This is a genomic window from Caulobacter sp., from assembly GCF_965279145.1.
Classification (GTDB): Bacteria; Pseudomonadota; Alphaproteobacteria; order Caulobacterales; family Caulobacteraceae; genus Caulobacter.
The window spans coordinates 4,019,902-4,035,960 of record NZ_OZ257139.1 but is presented as its reverse complement, the minus strand read 5'-3'; the positions used below and the strand labels follow the sequence as shown (position 1 = coordinate 4,035,960).

The 16,059-nt window shown below is 67.2% G+C and carries 15 protein-coding genes; 2 read left to right on the top strand and 13 right to left on the bottom strand.

Annotation, left to right across the window (positions count from 1 at the left end; all coding sequences use genetic code 11):
- Positions 1-116: 116 nt before the first annotated feature.
- From purF to rpsF, 10 genes are all read right to left on the bottom strand, one after another.
- Positions 117-1,616, bottom strand: a complete 1,500-nt coding sequence (purF, locus tag ACQY9P_RS18830; RefSeq protein WP_421737703.1) for an amidophosphoribosyltransferase — start codon at positions 1,614-1,616, stop codon at positions 117-119.
- Positions 1,613-2,230, bottom strand: a complete 618-nt coding sequence (locus ACQY9P_RS18825) for a CvpA family protein (protein ID WP_421737704.1) — start codon at positions 2,228-2,230, stop codon at positions 1,613-1,615. The genes purF and ACQY9P_RS18825 overlap by 4 nt, the downstream gene beginning before the upstream one ends.
- Positions 2,227-3,609 (bottom strand): DNA repair protein RadA, encoded by a 1,383-nt coding sequence (gene radA / locus ACQY9P_RS18820; protein WP_421737705.1) that lies wholly within the window; start codon positions 3,607-3,609, stop codon positions 2,227-2,229. Before radA ends, ACQY9P_RS18825 begins: the two co-directional genes overlap by 4 nt.
- A 128-nt stretch (positions 3,610-3,737) precedes the next feature.
- Complete coding sequence (gene alr / locus ACQY9P_RS18815; RefSeq protein ID WP_421737706.1) at positions 3,738-4,823, bottom strand: alanine racemase; 1,086 nt, start codon at positions 4,821-4,823, stop codon at positions 3,738-3,740.
- Positions 4,824-4,998: 175 nt separating this feature from the next.
- Positions 4,999-5,688 (bottom strand): MarC family protein, encoded by a 690-nt coding sequence (locus ACQY9P_RS18810; RefSeq protein ID WP_421737707.1) that lies wholly within the window; start codon positions 5,686-5,688, stop codon positions 4,999-5,001.
- 81 nt (positions 5,689-5,769) lie between these two features.
- Complete coding sequence (locus ACQY9P_RS18805) at positions 5,770-7,290, bottom strand: replicative DNA helicase (RefSeq protein WP_421737708.1); 1,521 nt, start codon at positions 7,288-7,290, stop codon at positions 5,770-5,772.
- Between the two features lie 154 nt (positions 7,291-7,444).
- On the bottom strand, positions 7,445-9,880 hold the full coding sequence (locus tag ACQY9P_RS18800) for a TonB-dependent receptor plug domain-containing protein (protein ID WP_421737709.1): 2,436 nt from the start codon (positions 9,878-9,880) through the stop codon (positions 7,445-7,447).
- Positions 9,881-10,076: 196 nt separating this feature from the next.
- Positions 10,077-10,661, bottom strand: coding sequence for a 50S ribosomal protein L9 (gene rplI, locus ACQY9P_RS18795; RefSeq protein WP_421737710.1), 585 nt, complete (start codon positions 10,659-10,661; stop codon positions 10,077-10,079).
- Between the two features lie 13 nt (positions 10,662-10,674).
- On the bottom strand, positions 10,675-10,953 hold the full coding sequence (rpsR, locus tag ACQY9P_RS18790) for a 30S ribosomal protein S18 (protein ID WP_419255182.1): 279 nt from the start codon (positions 10,951-10,953) through the stop codon (positions 10,675-10,677).
- Between the two features lie 15 nt (positions 10,954-10,968).
- A complete protein-coding gene (gene rpsF / locus ACQY9P_RS18785) occupies positions 10,969-11,355 on the bottom strand; it encodes a 30S ribosomal protein S6 (protein ID WP_421737711.1) in 387 nt (128 codons plus the stop codon).
- A 287-nt stretch (positions 11,356-11,642) separates the two neighbouring features.
- On the opposite strand from rpsF, the gene ACQY9P_RS18780 reads away from it, so the two are divergent.
- Positions 11,643-12,311 (top strand): hypothetical protein, encoded by a 669-nt coding sequence (locus ACQY9P_RS18780; RefSeq protein ID WP_421737712.1) that lies wholly within the window; start codon positions 11,643-11,645, stop codon positions 12,309-12,311.
- On the opposite strand, the gene ACQY9P_RS18775 is transcribed toward ACQY9P_RS18780, so the two are convergent.
- From ACQY9P_RS18775 to ACQY9P_RS18765, 3 genes are all read right to left on the bottom strand, one after another.
- Positions 12,286-13,086, bottom strand: a complete 801-nt coding sequence (locus ACQY9P_RS18775; protein ID WP_421737713.1) for a sterol desaturase family protein — start codon at positions 13,084-13,086, stop codon at positions 12,286-12,288. The two genes, ACQY9P_RS18780 and ACQY9P_RS18775, sit on opposite strands and share 26 nt — an antisense overlap.
- Positions 13,087-13,156: 70 nt before the next feature.
- On the bottom strand, positions 13,157-14,284 hold the full coding sequence (locus ACQY9P_RS18770) for a helix-turn-helix domain-containing protein (protein WP_421737714.1): 1,128 nt from the start codon (positions 14,282-14,284) through the stop codon (positions 13,157-13,159).
- Between the two features lie 67 nt (positions 14,285-14,351).
- On the bottom strand, positions 14,352-14,888 hold the full coding sequence (locus ACQY9P_RS18765) for a peroxiredoxin (RefSeq protein WP_421737715.1): 537 nt from the start codon (positions 14,886-14,888) through the stop codon (positions 14,352-14,354).
- A gap of 175 nt (positions 14,889-15,063) precedes the next feature.
- Between ACQY9P_RS18765 and fabD the strand changes: the two genes are divergently transcribed.
- Positions 15,064-16,008 (top strand): ACP S-malonyltransferase, encoded by a 945-nt coding sequence (gene fabD, locus ACQY9P_RS18760; protein ID WP_421737716.1) that lies wholly within the window; start codon positions 15,064-15,066, stop codon positions 16,006-16,008.
- Positions 16,009-16,059 lie beyond the last annotated feature (51 nt).

The following is a 16,059-nucleotide window of genomic DNA, read 5'->3' as shown; positions in this document are numbered from 1 at the left end:
GCCGCCACTCTCATTCGTCATCGCCCGATTGATCCGGGCGACCCAGGCGGGCCGTCCGGGGCGCACGGTTAGCGCGGCTTGGGTCCCCCGAACAAGTCGGGGGATGACAGTTATTGTTACGCGCTGAGCAGCGACAGTTGCCTGTCGTTGGACTCGTTGCGGCCTTCGGCCACCTCGCGGTCGGTCAGGCGGGTGGGGTAGTCGCCGGTGAAATAGTGGTCGGTGAACTGCGGGGTCACCGGGTCGCGCGGGCCGGCTTCCAGGGCTTCATAGAGGCCATCGACCGACAGGAAGCCCAGCGAGTCGACCTCGAGGAACCGCGCCATTTCTTCCAGCGACTTGTTGGCCGCCAACAGCTGTTCCCGCTCCGGCATGTCGATGCCGTAGAAGTCGGGCCACTTGATCGGCGGACTGGCCGAGCGGAGATGGACCTCCTTGGCGCCGGCTTCGCGGACCATGCGGACGATCTTCAGCGAGGTGGTGCCGCGCACGATCGAGTCGTCGATCAGGATCACGCGCTTGCCTTCCAGCACGGCGCGGTTGGGGCTGTGCTTCATGCGCACGCCCAGTTCGCGCACGCCCTGGGTCGGCTGGATGAAGGTGCGGCCCACATAGTGGTTGCGGATGATGCCCAGGTCGAAGGGGATGCCGCTCTGCTGGGCGTAGCCGATGGCGGCGGGCACGCCGCTGTCGGGGACGGGCACCACGACATCGGCCTCGACGCCGGTCTCGATGGCCAGGCGCTGGCCCATGCGCTTGCGCACGTCATAGACCGAGCGGCCGTTCACGACGCTGTCGGGACGGGCGAAATAGACATATTCGAACACGCAGGGACGGGCCGCGAGATTGCTGAACGGCTTCAGCGACTTCACGCCCGTGTCGGAGATGATCACCATCTCGCCGTGCTCGATGTCGCGAACGAAGCGGGCGCCGATCATGTCCAGCGCGCAGGTCTCGGAAGCCAGGATCGGCTGGCCGTCCAGATCGCCCAGCACCAGCGGGCGGATGCCCAGCGGATCGCGGATGCCGATCATCTTCTTGTTGGTGATGGCCACGATGGCGTAGCCGCCCTCGATCTGGCCGATGGCGTCGATGAAGCGGTCGACGATGCGGGCCTTCCGCGAGCGGGCGATCAGGTGAAGGATCACCTCGCTGTCGCTGGTGGACTGAAAGATCGCGCCTTCCTGCACCAGGCGCTCGCGCAGGCTCAGGAAGTTGGTCAGGTTGCCGTTGTGGGCGATGGCGACGCCGCCCGTCTCCAGATCGGCGAACATCGGCTGGACGTTCCGGATGCCGCTGCCGCCGGCCGTGGAATAGCGCGTATGGCCGATGGCCATGCCGCCGGGCAGGCGCTCGACCAGGTCGTTGCCAGTGAAGGCGTCGCCGACATGGCCCATATGGCGCTCGGTGTGGAAGCGCTGGCCGTCGAAGGCGGCGATGCCGCAGGCTTCCTGGCCGCGATGCTGCAGGGCGTGCAGGCCCAGGGCGGCGACGGCGGCGGCGTCACGCACGCCGAACACGCCGAACACGCCGCATTCGAGGCGCAGGGTGTCGTCCTCGGGATCACGCCACGGGAGGGAGGAGTACCGATCGGTCGATTGGCCGATAGAGGTCATCGCGATTTCTCCACCAGATCGTCGAGGTTCTGACGCTGGTTCTGATCATAGCCGTGTTCGCCGGATTTGCCGTCCGGCGCATTGTCGCTGGTCCCCCGAACCGCGCCCTCGATGGCGGGGGCGAGTTTGCCCGCCAGGGCGCCACCTTTCGGCGCGAAGACTTTCAGCACCCGGGCGCTGGCTTCCGACAGGGGGTAGAAGATCGAGCGCTCCACCCAGGCCGGCACCCGGTCGGGCGGTGTGGCCATGTGGAACAGCAGGTTGAAGACGCCCAGGACCACCAGGGCCCGCATCAGGCCAAAGCCCAGGCCCACGGCGCGGTCCAGAAGGCCAAGCGCGCTTTCGTGCAGACTGGCGGTCAGGCGGCCGCCGATGAAGCGCACCAGGGCGAAGACGACCAGGAACACCACCAGAAGGGCGCAGGCGGTGGCCGCCCAGTCCGGGTCCATCAGGTCCCGAAAGAGCGGTCCGCTGATCCTGAGGCTGAACAGGGAGATCGCGGCTGCGAAGATGAAGGACAGGGCGGACGTCAGTTCCCGCGACGCGCCGCGCGCGAAGCCGATGGAACCGGAGGTGATGAGCAGAAGGCCGGCGATGATGTCGAACGGCGTCACGTCAGCTGACCCCAGATCTCGTCGCCGATCCGGCGTACGGCGTCGGCAAGTCTCGCGACCCCCGCCACCGGCAAGGCGCCGCCACCTTCAGGCAGGCCCGACAGCGATGACAGCGCTCGGCCAAACCCCAGTTTCGCGGCTTCCTTCAAACGCGTCTCCATCCGGCTGACCGGCCGCACCTCGCCCGACAGGCTGACCTCGCCGAACACGACGCAGTCCTGGGGCAGGGCGATATCGAGGGCCGAAGAGGCCAGGGCCGCCGCCGCCGCGAGATCCGCCGCCGGCTCTGTTATGCGCAGGCCGCCAGCGACGTTCAGATAGACGTCCTTATCGCCAAAACCAAGGCCGCAGCGTGATTCAAGTACGGCCAGCACCATCGCAAGCCGTCCGGAATCCCATCCGACCACGGCCCGGCGCGGCGTTCCGTACGCGGAAGGCGCGACCAGGGCCTGGAACTCGACCAGTACGGGACGCGAGCCCTCGATGCCGGCGAAAACCGCCGCGCCGGCCGCCCGCTCGCCGCCTTCGTTGAGGAACAGGGCCGAGGGGTTCTTGACCTCGCGCAGGCCCGCATCGCCCATTTCGAAGACGCCGATCTCGTCGGTGGCTCCGAAGCGGTTCTTGGCGCCGCGCAAGATGCGGAACGGATAGCCGCGCTCGCCCTCGAAGCTGAGCACGGCGTCGACCAGATGCTCGACCACGCGCGGACCGGCGATCTGGCCGTCCTTGGTGACGTGGCCGACCAGCAGGATGGCCACGCCCTTCTTCTTGGCCAGGCGCACCAGCTCCTGGGCGCAGGCGCGGACCTGGGTGACTGTGCCGGGGCCGGCCTCGTGGGCGTCGCTCCACATGGTCTGGATGGAGTCGATGACCACGAGGTCGAAATTGTCGCGTTTCAGTCCGTCCAGGATGTCGCGCAGGCTGCTCTCGGCCGCCAGCTTCACCGGCGCCTTCTCAAAGCCCATCCGATGGGCGCGGCCGCGGATCTGCGCCACGGCCTCTTCGCCGGAAATGTAGGCGCAGGACACGCCCTTCAGCGAGGCCCTGGCCACCACCTCCAGCAGCAGGGTGGACTTGCCCACGCCGGGGTCGCCGCCGATCAGGATGGCCGAGCCGGGCACCACGCCGCCACCACAGACGCGGTCGAACTCGTCGACCCCGGTGATGATACGGGGCGGGGCGGGTGTGTCGCTTTCCAGATCGGTGAACTGCAGGCCGCGCGTGCGGGTGGCCTTGGTGACGGAAAGCGCGCCGGGCGCTCTCGCGCCCACTTCCTCGACGAGCGTATTCCAGCTCTGGCAGGCCGGGCATTGTCCCGACCACTTGGTCTGGACCGCGCCACAGGACTGGCAGGCGTAAACGGCGCCGTCACGGGCCATGGAAGCTCCTGATTCGAGAATGACTGGAGACTACAGGCTGGGGCCGCGCTGCGCCAAAGGCGGACGTGTCCTTGAAAACTGTCATCCCGGCCCAGTGCGAAGCGCGCCGAGCCAGGATCGCCGCCAACTCAGAGCTTGGTTACTCGCAGGGCTCTGGGCGCGATCCGCGTCAGCAGTTCATAGGCCGTTGTCCCCGCCGCCGCCGCCGCGTCGTCCACCGGCAGGTCGGGGCCGATGATCTGCATCATCGCGCCGGGGCGAGCGGCGTCGCAGTCGGTGATGTCGACCGCGATCAGGTCCATGGAGACGCGACCCAGCATCGGCCGACGCTTGCCGTCGAACCAGACCGCGCCTCGCGGATGGGCCGCGCGGGGGACGCCGTCAGCATAGCCGGCCGCCAGGATGGCGACGCGGGTGTTCTCCGTGGCGGTATAGGTCGCGCCGTAGCCGATGCTCTCGCCGCGCGGCACGTTTCGGGTCTGCAGGACCGGCGCTTCCAGGGTGGCGACGGCCTTGAGGCGAGCATCCGGAACATCGCGCGGTCCGCCGCCATACAGGCTGACGCCCGGTCGCACTTGGTCGAAGGCATAGTCAGCGCCCAGGAAGATCCCGGCCGAACTGGCCAGGCTCTTGCGGGCGTCCGGGAACAGCGCGGCGGCTTCCTGGAAGCGCTCCAGCTGTCTGGCGTTCAACGGGTGAGCGGGCGCATTGGCGCAGGCCAGATGGCTCATGACCTGGGTGATCTCGACGTGCTTGAGGCGGTCCATCGCGCCCAACAGCACGCGGACTTCCTCAAGGCGCAGGCCCAGCCGGTTCATGCCGGTGTCGATGTGGATCGTCGCGGCCAGCCGCCCGCCGCGAGCGTGGCTGTTCCAGGCCTCGATCTGCGGCAGGCTGTTGAGCACCGGCGTCAGGCGGGCGGCTTCCATGGCCGGGGCCGATCCGGGCGTTACGCCATCCAGGACGTAGATGGTCGCCTCGCGGTCGCCCAGGCTTTCGCGCAGGGCCAGGCCCTCGGAAAGGCGCGCGGTGTAGAAGCCGCGCGCGCCCTCGGCCCACAGCCGATCGGCGACGATGGCCGCGCCGATGCCATAGCCGTCGGCCTTGACGGCCGGCGCGACCTCGGCTCCCGAGGCTTCGGCCTTCAGCACCGCATAGTTGCTGGCCAGGGCGGCGAGGTCGATCGTCAGGCGGGTGTCGAAGGGATCGGTCACGAGGCTCTGGATATCCGGCTAGAGCCTTTTAGCCCCACACGGAATCGTGCGGGGCGTCAAAATAGGCTCTAAATCAAACATGTAGAGCGTTGCAGTCGCCGAAACCGCTCACACTTTCGGCTGCCACGCTCTAAGGCGCGGTCAGGGCGTAGCCGACACCGGCCCGCTTTTCCAGCTAGAACAGGCCCGGGTGCTTGGACAGGAAGACCGTCACCAGGTTCTCGAAACCCGAAGCGGTGATCTGGACGCCGATGCACAGCAGCAGAAACGCCACCAGTCGCGACAGCACCCGTGCGCCGGACTGGCCCAGCAGCCGCGTCACCCGGTCAGAGGCGCTGTAGAGCAGCCAGACCAGGATGGCCACGCCCGCCGCCGCCACGCCGGCGCCGAGGAAGAACGCCACGGCGCTGCCCTCGGTCGGACGTTGCGAGGACAGGGCGATGGCGACCGAGATGGAGCCGGGGCCGGTCGTGAACGGCATGGTCATCGGAAAGAAGGCGATGTCTTCCTGCCGGCGCGCTGGTTCGGTGTCGCTGGTCTTTCGGTCCTCCTGTTCCTGCGGATCCATCAGCAGGCCCCAGGCGCGGATCGCCACCACAAGGCCGCCGGCCACCCGCAGGGCGCCCAGGCTGACCCCGAAGAAGTTGAGGATATAGCCGCCCAGCAGCAACGAGCCGAGCAGCACCAGGAAGGCGTAGAAGCCGATGGCCCGCGCCAGCTTCAGCCGCTGATCCTGGCTGCGCCCGCCCATGGCCTGGTCGAAGATCAGCGACGCCCCGACCGGATTGACGATCGAGAACAGGGCCGGGAACGCCAGCAGGAACGCGCCGATGAAGCTGGAGACGGGCAGGGGGCTGAAGTTCACGGGTGACTCGTCGCAGGGGGGATGGGACTGGGAGCGGCCGCGCGAGCCTTGCCCGCCGCGCCGCCGCTCGTCAAACCGCCGCTACTCGTCCGACGGAATGTTGCGCGCCTGGGCGAAGTAGTGGTCGCGGGCCAGGTTGCCGAAGCGCGTGGTGTCGCTGTTGAACGACAGGCGCACGGTGCCGATGGGGCCGTGGCGCTGCTTGGCGATGATCACTTCGGCCAGGCCCTGCAGGCGGTCCATGTCTTCCTGCCAGGTCAGGTGCTCGGGCGTGCCTTCGCGCGGCTCGGCGCGGCCGACATAATAGCTTTCGCGATACACGAACCAGACCATGTCGGCGTCCTGCTCGATCGAGCCGGATTCACGAAGGTCGGACAGTTGCGGTCGCTTGTCCTCGCGCTGCTCGACCTGACGCGACAGCTGCGAGAGCGCGATCACCGGACAGCCCAGTTCCTTGGCCAGGGCCTTGAGGCCCATGGTGATCTGGCTGACTTCCTGCACGCGGTTGGCGTTGGAGCCGAGGTCGCTGCCCGTCACCAGCTGCAGGTAGTCGACGACCACCAGGTCCAGGCCCACCTGGCGCTTCAGGCGTCTGGCCCGGGCCGTCAGCTTGGCGATCGAGATACCACCGGTGGCGTCGATGTAGAGCGGCGCTTCCTGCAGATCCATGGCCGCGTCGCGAACCCGGCCGAACTCGGACGCGTCGATCTCGCCCTTGCGGAGGCGGTCGCCGGAGACGCCCGAGGCGTCGGCCAGCATACGCAGGGCCAGCTGTTCGGCGCTCATTTCCAGCGAGTAGAAGGCAACCACGCCGCCCTGGACCGTCTTCTTGGTGCCGTCGGGCTGGATTTCGTAGGCGTACTTGCGGGCGACATTGAAGGCTATGTTGGTCGCCAGAGCCGTCTTGCCCATCGAGGGGCGGCCGGCCAGCACGATCAGGTCGGAAGGGTGCAGGCCGCCGATCTTCTGGTCCAGGTCGGTCAGGTCGGTGGCGACGCCCGACATGCCGCCGTCGCGGCTGTAGGCCTCGGCGGTCATCTCGACCGCGCCGCGCAGGGCGTCGCCGAAGCTGACGAAGCCCGACGAGGCCGTGCCGCTTTCGGCCAGGGTGTAGAGCTGCTGTTCAGCGGCCTCGATCTGGTCGCGGGCCGGCTTGATCTCCTCGCCGCCGCCGTGGGCGACCGAGGCGATCTCGCCGCCGATGCGGATCAGGTCGCGGCGCAGGGCCAGGTCGAAAACGGCCCGGGCATAGTCGCCGACATTGGCCGCCGGCGGGGCGCGATCGACCAGGTCGGCGAGGTAGCGCAGGCCGCCCAGTTCCTCGAAGGCCGGATCCTTCTTGAACTCGTCGGCCAGCAGGATCGGCTCGGCCAGCTGACCCTTGCGGATGTGGGTCTCGATCGCCTGGAACAGCCGTTGGTGGAAGGGCTCGTAGAAGTGGCGGCCGTTCAGGGCGTCGGTCAGTCGCTCATAGGCCGCATTGTCGTACAGCAGTACGCCCAGCAACGCCTGCTCGGCTTCCAGGTTGTGCGGCGCGACGGCGATGGTGATGTCCGCGTGGGGCGGACGCAAGTCTAGAGCGGGTACGAGCGACATCGTCACAGGTTAACGCAGCGGCCCGGGGTCGCGCGCGCGCCGTGTGGTCGCGCGCTTCAGATGAATGGGGATGTTTTGTGTATGTTCTCGGTGGGCGATTCCGCAAGAGAAAGGCGCGGAGATCGCTCTCCGCGCCTTTCCTTGGGTCAATCGCCTTGGCTTACCAGTTGTAGGCGACGCGGCCGTACACGAACCGGCCGTTGAAGCCGAACGGCGAGAAGCTGGACCAGGGGTTGCCGCCGCTGGTGTTGAGGTTCGGCGGCACCTGATCGGGATACTGGTCGAACAGGTTGTCGGCGCCCAGCGACAATGTCACGCCCGCGTCGAAGCGATAACGGGCTTCCAGATCGACGATGCCCTGCGCGCCGGTGTGCCAGTCGCCGCTGCCGTCCAGGGCCGAGCCCGGCGCCAGGACGTTGTCATAGAGCGTGGTGCGCAAGGTGGCGCCCCACTGGTTCTTGCTCCAGTCGCCCTGCAGGGTCAGCTTGCGCTGGGGCGTGCCTTCCTCGAAGCGCAGGGTGGCCTGGCGGGCGAACAGCGACACCGGGGTCGGCAGCACCGAGGTGGTCGGCGTGCGGGTGACGTCCAGGCTGTTGATATTGCCCGCGGCCGTCAGGTCGAACGTGCCGGCCTGTTCGTCGACGATGCGATAGCGCGCCACGACATCAATGCCGGTCGTCTCGGTGTCGACGCCGTTGGTGAAGAAGCGGCCGGCCGAGGCGCCGAAGGGCGACAGCAGGTCGAAGATCACCCGGGCGTTGGTCCCGGCGGCGGCGGTGGCGCTGCCGGTCAGGGTCTCGGTCAGGACGATGCGGTTGTCGACGTCGATGCGATAGGCGTCGATCGTCAGCTCGAACGGGCCCTTGTGATAGACGGCGCCCAGCGAGAAGTTCTTCGACTTCTCAGGCTCCAGCGGCTTGCCGCCCAGCGCCTTGCCGGTGGTGCTGACCGACGGGAAGGTGCCCGTCTCGAACGGCACCGCCGTGGTCACGCCGCCGACCGTCTGGTTGATGTACAGGATCGAGGTCGAGGTGAAGTATTGCTGCTGCAGGCTGGGGGCCCGGAAGCCGGTCGAGGCGGCGCCCCGAATGGCGAAGGCCGGGGTGAAGTCGTAGCGGCCCGACAGCTTCCAGCTCGTATTGGTGCCGAAGTCCGAATAGTCCTCGTAGCGGATGGCGGCCGAGCCGGTCAGCTTCTCGGTCAGCTTGCCTTCCAGATCCAGATAGACCCCGACGGCGTCGCGATCGACGTCGACCGCGTTGCTGGGCGTGAAGCCGGTGAAGCCGCGCGAGCCGAAGGCCAGGGTGGGCGAGACCGTGCCGCGCGCATACGAGGCCACTTCGCCGGCGTTGATCTGGAAGGTCTCCTTGCGGGCTTCCAGGCCGAAGGCGACGTTCAGCGGACCGGCCAGGCCAACCTCGACTTCCTTGCTGACATCCACGCCCAGGACCAGTTGGTCATAGGTCAGGCCGCCGGCCTTGAAGCTGGTCGGCGAGGTCGGACCGTACGAAGGGTTGATGGTGTTCTTGACGCCGAAATCGATGTCGTTCTTGCCGTAGACCAGGTTGGCGTCGATCTTGAAGCCGTTCCAGTCGCCGCGCAGGCCGCCGGCGGCGGTGACATCCTCGGTGTTGGTGGTGATCAGGGGCAGATAGCCGTTGGGATAGACGCTGGGGATGTTCTGGCTGGCGTCGGTGGGCAGGCGATAGGTGGCCGAGGCCTCGGCGTCACGCTGCTGATAGCCGTACCAGCCATAGGCCTCCCAGCTTTCGCCGATGGGCTTGCCGGCATTGGCGTAGAAGGTGACGTCGTTGGTTTCCGGATCACCGAACCGCGAGGTGACGCGCTGCGGGGTCACGCGGGTGTCGATGTCGCTGCGGTTGGTGAAGTCGCGGTCGCGATATTCAGCCGATAGGGTCAGGAAGCCGTCCGAGCCGAGCTTGAGGCCCTGCCAGCCGGCCACGGTGCGGGTCGTGCCGTCGTCGATGTTGCGCTTGGCGTTGGTCTGCAGGCCCTTGAAGCTGGTGCGGTACTGGCCGGCGGTGATCGTGACGCCGCCGCCGTGGTCGGCTTCGCGCAGGCGCAGGTTCACGACGCCGGCGATGGCGTCCGAGCCGTACTGGGCGGCCGCGCCGTCACGCAGGACTTCGATGCGGTCGAGGGCGATCGAGGGGATGGCGTTCAGGTCGACGGCGGCCGAGCCGCGTCCGACCGAGCCGTTCAGATTGACCAGCGCCGTCGTGTGGCGACGCGTGCCGTTGACCAGCACCAGTGTCTGGTCGGGGCCCTGGCCGCGCAGCACCGCAGGGCGAACCGAGTCGGTGCCGTCGGTGTTGGACGGGCGCGGGAAGGTGATCGACGGCACGGTGGCCGCCAGGGCCGTGGCCAGTTCGGTGCTGCCGCGTTGTTGCAGGGTCTTGGCGGTGACGACATCGACCGGCGCCAGGGTGTCGAGGCGCGATCGGCCGACGACGCGGGTGCCGGTGACGACGACTTCATCGACGATGGCGTTGTCGGCGGAGGCGGTCTGGGCGTGGGCGACGCCGGACAGGGCCGTGAACGAGGCCGCGGCCAGTAGCAGGTTTCTATAGCGCATGTGTAATCCCCTCGGATGTCTCCGGGAGGCGACGAACGCTCTTTTGCCCCGGAGCAGGGGAGTTGAGCCTCCCCTACCGTGAAGATGGGAATTCAGAGCTCCGCCCACAAGACGAGCATTTCTAGGCTGCGGTGCAGAAAAAAACGGCGCGGATTGCTCCGCGCCGTTTCTCGATAGGTCACCGATCCGGGAAGGATCAGGACTCGTAGTGATCGCCTTCGAACGAACCGGCGCCACCGGCGGCCATGTCCGAGGCCGCTTCGGCGTCAGCCGCGCGGTCTTCTTCGAATTGAGCGGCGATGACGTTTTCGCCGCGCGCTTGACGCTCGGCTTCGTCGGCGCTGCGCGCGATGTTGAGGGTGACCGTGACGGTCACTTCAGCATGCAGCTTCACCTTCACTTCGTGAACGCCGAGCGTCTTGATCGGCTTGTCCAGGACGATCATCGAGCGATCGACCTTGCCGCCTTCGGCCTTGATGGCGTCGGCGACGTCGCGACCCGCGACCGAACCGTACAGCTGGCCGCTTTCGCCAGCCTGACGGATCATCACGTATTGCGTGCCGTCGAGGGTCTCGCCGACAGCGCCGGCGGCTTCGCGGTTCTTCACGTTGCGCACTTCGATTTCAGCGCGCTGAACTTCGAAGGACTTCAGGTTCGTCGCATTGGCGCGGAGAGCCTTGTGACGCGGCAGCAGGAAGTTACGGGCGAAGCCGTCCTTCACGGTGACCACGTCGCCGAGGACGCCAGTGCCTTCGACGCGTTCGAGCAGAATGACTTTCATCGTGGTGTCTCCCTTACTTCACGACGTAGGGGAGCAGAGCCAGGAAGCGGGCGCGCTTGATGGCCTTGGCCAGTTCGCGTTGCTTCTTGGCCGACACCGCGGTGATGCGCGACGGCACGATCTTGCCACGTTCGGAAACGTAGCGCTGCAGGAGCTTGACGTCCTTGTAGTCGATCTTCGGAGCGTTGGCGCCGGAGAACGGGCACACCTTGCGGCGGCGGAAGAACGGGCGGCGGGCGCCGCCAGCGGCGGGCGCGCCAGCGCCGGCTTCGGGAGCAGTGGTATCGGTCATGATCTCTCTTCTCCCTTACGCGGCCGCGAAGTCTTCGCGCGGACGGTCCGAACGCTCGGGGCGCTCGCTACGTTCGCGGTCACGACGGGCCAGAACCGGCGACAGTTCCAGGTCCAGCTCTTCCACGCGGATGGTCATGAAGCGCAGGACGTCTTCATTGATCAGCAGCTGGCGCTCGACTTCCTTGACGGCCGGCGCCGGAGCGTCGATGGCCAGCAGGGAGTAGTGGCCCTTGCGGTTCTTCTTGATGCGATAGGTGAGGTTACGCAGGCCCCAGTATTCGATCTTGGCGATGTGACCGCCGCCTTCTTCGATCAGGGCTTTGATTTGCTCGTTCAGAGCTTCGGCCTGTTGCGGCGAGATATCTTGCCGCGCGATGACCACGTGTTCGTAGAACGCCATGTTTTCCTTCTTCCGGTTTGGATAGCGGCGCGGTTGTCGGCGGAAGTCCGACCACCACGATGGATCCTGAGCGCGACCGGGAAATCCCGACCCCTAGGGGCTGCGTGCAAGACCGCCATCCGTGAGAGGGCGCGCTATTACAGGAGAAGGCGTCAGGAGGCAAGAAAGCATTGGAAGCCGGCGCCTTACGCCTTGTCCCTGGGCGAAGGCGGCGACTTCACAAACCGTCATCAACCCCATGGCAGCTTAACCTTGCCGCAAGGGGCGGTTGTGCTAGGAAGCGAGGGATGCTGTCTCGCGCTGTCATACGCGCCTTCGCGGCCTGCGGAACCTTGGCGATGTTCGCCGAATCCGCCGCCGCCCAGGCGATCCAGAAGCCGGCCCTGTCGGTTTCCGCCAATGACGGCCGTTTCACCGGCTATTCGGCGGCCCTGCCGCTCGATCTGTCCACCGACACCGAAAGCGCCAAGCTGACCGCAAGGGTGGCCGGCACCCTCGAACGTCCCACCTACGACCTTGACCTGAATCTGGTGGCCAAGCCCGATGAAGCCGAAGTCGGCAAGCGTTCCCTGGCGCTGGGCGCCTCGTGGAACGACCGCGAGGCCCGGCTGCGCTCGTCGATGTCGAAGATGTTCGGCTTCGGCCTTCTGCCGCGCGCCAACTATGTCAGCGTCTCGATGGACATGAACGCCAGCCAGGTGATCGCGGTCCCCGGTCAGATCCCCGTGGCGCGGGCCAATGTGCGCTCCGCCCTGACCCTGGACGGCAAGCCGGTCGGTTCCATCGCCGTCGGCGGCGGCACGATGGGCGACGAGGGTGTCGATCTCAGCCTGACGCGGCCGTTCGACATCCCCGCCGAGTTCACCGTCAGCTTGCGCGCCGCCAACCTCAATGGCCAGGACTGGCGCGTTCAGGACGGCCGCTTCATGGTCAAGCTGGTGAAGGCGAACTGGTAGCCAGACGCTTGCGGGCCGTCACGGCGGCGAACCGCGCCAGATACTCCGGGTGCTCGGTGCCCATCCAGCGATCCCACCAGGTGAAATAGAGACCGTAGTTATAGCCCGCCTGCGCGTGGTGCAGGTCGTGGTGGGTCACGGTGGTCAGCCAGGGCAGCAGGGGCCGGCCGTCCTTGCGGGCCGGGAACAGCTCGTAGCCGCTGTGCCCGAGGGTGTTGCGGGCGATCTGGTGCAGAACGAACAGGCCGATGACCGGCCACTGGGTCGGGACGATCAGCATCCACAGCGGCACGAACAGCGCGTTTATCGCCGCCTCGCCCAGATCGAAGCTGTAGGCGGTGAACGGCGAGGGGTTGTGCGACCGATGATGGCGGCGGTGGAAGGTCCGGAACAGTCGCCGGTCGTGGATCAGCCGGTGGGTCCAGTAGAACCAGGCGTCGTGGCCGATGATCATCAGCACCAGACTGGTCCAGAACCAGAAGGGGCCCAGGTCGCGCGCGATGTAAGGGCCCGGCATCAGGCCGGCGCGGAACAGGCCGAAGGTCAGCAGCCCCGCCGTGGAGAAGATCATGATCGAGCGGATCGAGATCAGGAACTCCAGGACAAGCTGGCGGGCCGGCGGTCGCGTATCGCGGATCCTGCGTCCGGCCAGGGGGCGGGCCAGCAGAACCCAAAGGGTCAGCCAGACGCCGACTGAAAACAGGACATAGCGGGTGACATCGGCCTGCATGGCGATCAGCCAGTTTTGGGCGAAGGGGAGTAGGGCATCGGGCATTGGTGGCTCCTAGGGGGATGACGCCGCCAGGGAAGCTGTTGGGGAACGACGGGTCGCGCCGTTCTCGAAATCAGGCGCGTTTGTCGGCTTTCGACGCGGTATGTGCGGTTTCGACCAGTCGCAGATGCGGGAGGACCGGCGTAGCCTCCTGGCGCCAGGTAGTCGGTGGAACGCCGACGGCGGCCCGGAAGGCGCGGTTGAAGGGACCCAAAGAGCCAAAGCCCAGCTCATAGGCGATGGTCGAGACAGACTTCAGGGCCTGTTCCGGATCGGCCAGCGCGACCTTGGCCGCCTCTATCCGCCGGCCGTTGACATAGTCTGCGAAGTTGCGATGGCCCAGCAGGCCGTTGATCAGCCTGCGCAGGCGATGCTCGGGCGCGCCGATCAGGGCGGCCAGGGCGCCGATCGACAGGTCCTCGCCCCGCCAGACTTCGGTTTCGGTCATGGCCTTTTCCAGGCGCGCCAGAACGAGGCGATCGGCGGGCGTCAGATCAAGCGGCTCAGCAGGCTTGGGCGCGGGCATGTCGGCGGATACGTCGGCCGCCTGCACGAGGAGGGGCTCGGCGCGCAACAATGCCAGGGCTGACCCGATCCCCAGGGCGGCGAGAGACAGGGCCTGAACGAGGCTGGGCAGCACCGGGCCATGTCCAAAGCCGAAATCGCAGAGGTTCTGGATGAACATGTAGCCGGTCGCCGCAGCGGCGAGGGGCGCGCGAAGACGACGGCGACGCTCAACCAGATCAATGCGCCAGCCCCGCCAGGCGGTCAGCAGGATGTGGCAATGGATGCCCACCGAGAAGGCGGCGAACAGCCACCATGCGGCTGCGCGCGCGGGAGACGTAGGCAAAAGCGCGCCAGCCGCCCAAAGGGCTAGCACGGCCCCGGGAACCGAGAAGCGCCAGAGCGGGATCGAGGGTTCATCCTCGAAAAGCACCGAGCAGAATAGCCAGAATGCGCCGGCCGCCGAGGCTGATAGGGCCCAGGTCAAAAGGTCATAGTGCCGGCTTTGGGTGTAGTAGAAATGGCCGTCGACGACGTGAGCGATCGCGCAGGCCATCAGCAGGACGCCGACCCAGCGGGTTGGGGTCATCTTGCGGCTGGCGCCGAGGGCGACGGCTGTGGCGGCAAAGGCGCCGACAGCGACGCCACGGACCCCGATTTCGAGGGCGGCGAACGGAATCTGGGCGGGATCGGTCATGGCCGATCGTCTCCGTCAGCCTCGCGACGTTCAAGCCGCGAGGCTGGTCGAAACCGGAAAGTGCTGGCTACTTCTTGGCCTTGTAGGCTTTCACAGCGTCCATGGTCTGGGTGACGTGGCCGGCGAAGTTCATGTCGGTGTAGGCCAGCAGGACCTTGCCATCCGGCGCGATCACATAGGACGTACGGTTGGACACCGGCTTGAGCGGAATGCCCAGCGAGACGTCGTAGCTCTTGATCAGGTCGGGACTGGCGGCCGCCACCGCGAACTTGTCGCGGCAGTGCTCCTTGGAGAAGTCCTTGATCTTGTCGACGTTGCCGGCGGTGACGCCGATCACGGTGGCGCCCAGCTTTTCGAACTCCGGCGTCGCCTCGGCGAATTCATGCGCCTCGGCGGTGCAGCCCGAGGTGTAGGCGGCCGGGAAGAAATAGAGGACCACCGGGCCCTTCTTCAGCGCCTTGGACAGGGTGAACTGGAAGTCGTTCCCGGCGAGGGCGGCCGGAGCGGTGAAGTCGGGGGCCTTGGCGCCGGGCTTCAGCGCGGCGAAGGCGGGGGTTGCGGCGAGCACGGCAAGGGCCGCGAGGCCGGCGGTCAGGCGGTTCATGAGACGCTCCAAGGGTTCTGTCGCCCTAGCTACGGGCCGGTCGGCAATTTGGACGCACGCCACAGGAAAGCAAGCGATGGTCGCTGGACGCCGTCGCACTTGCCCGGCGAGGGGCTTTACCCTAACCCTCCGCCCCCAAGAACGACTTGAATCTTCAGAAACGGAGCGGGCTTCCATGAGCATCGCCTTCATTTTTCCCGGCCAGGGCAGCCAGTCGGTCGGCATGGGCGCCGACCTCGCGCAGGCCTTCGCCGCGGCCCGAGAGGTCTTCCAGGAGGTCGACGACGCCCTGGGTCAGAAACTGTTCGCGTTGATGAAGGAAGGTCCCGAGAGCGACCTGACCCTCACCGAAAACGCCCAGCCGGCCCTGATGGCCGTCAGCCTGGCCGTGACCCGCGTTCTGGAAAAGGAATTCGGGATCGGCATCGACAGGGCCGCCTTCGTGGCTGGCCACAGCCTGGGCGAATACTCGGCCCTGGCCGCCGCCGGCGCGATCACCCTGTCCGACACCGCTCGGCTGCTGAAGTTGCGCGGCCAGGCCATGCAGCGCGCGGTGCCGGTGGGCGAGGGCGCCATGGCCTCGCTGATCGGCCCGAAGACCGACCTGGCCCTGGCCGAAGCCGCCGCCGCGGCCGGTTCCGAGGTCGGCGTCTGCGTCGTGGCCAATGACAACAACAACGGCAATGTCGTGATCTCCGGCGACAAGGCCGCGGTCGACAAGGCCATCGAGAAGGCCAAGGAACTGGGCGCGCGCGCCATTCCGCTGAATGTCTCGGCGCCGTTCCACTGCCCCTTGATGCAGCCGGCGGCCGACGAGATGGCCGAGGCGCTGGCGGGGACCACGATCATCTCGCCGCGCGCGCCGCTGGTGGCCAACATCACTGCGGCCCCCGTCCATGATCCCGACGTCATTCGCGGGCTTCTGGTGGAACAGGTCACCGGCCGCGTCCGCTGGCGCGAAAGCATGATCTGGCTGGCGGGCGAGGGCGGAATCACCCGCTTCGCCGAAGCCGGCGCCGGCAAGGTGCTGTCGGGCATGGCCAAGCGCATCGCGCCCGACGCCGAGGCCACGCCGCTGAACAGTCCGGCCGATCTCGAAGCCTTCGCCAAGTCTCTTTAGACGCTGTCATCCCGGGCCAGCGCGCAGCGCGCCGGCCCGGGACCGCAACAC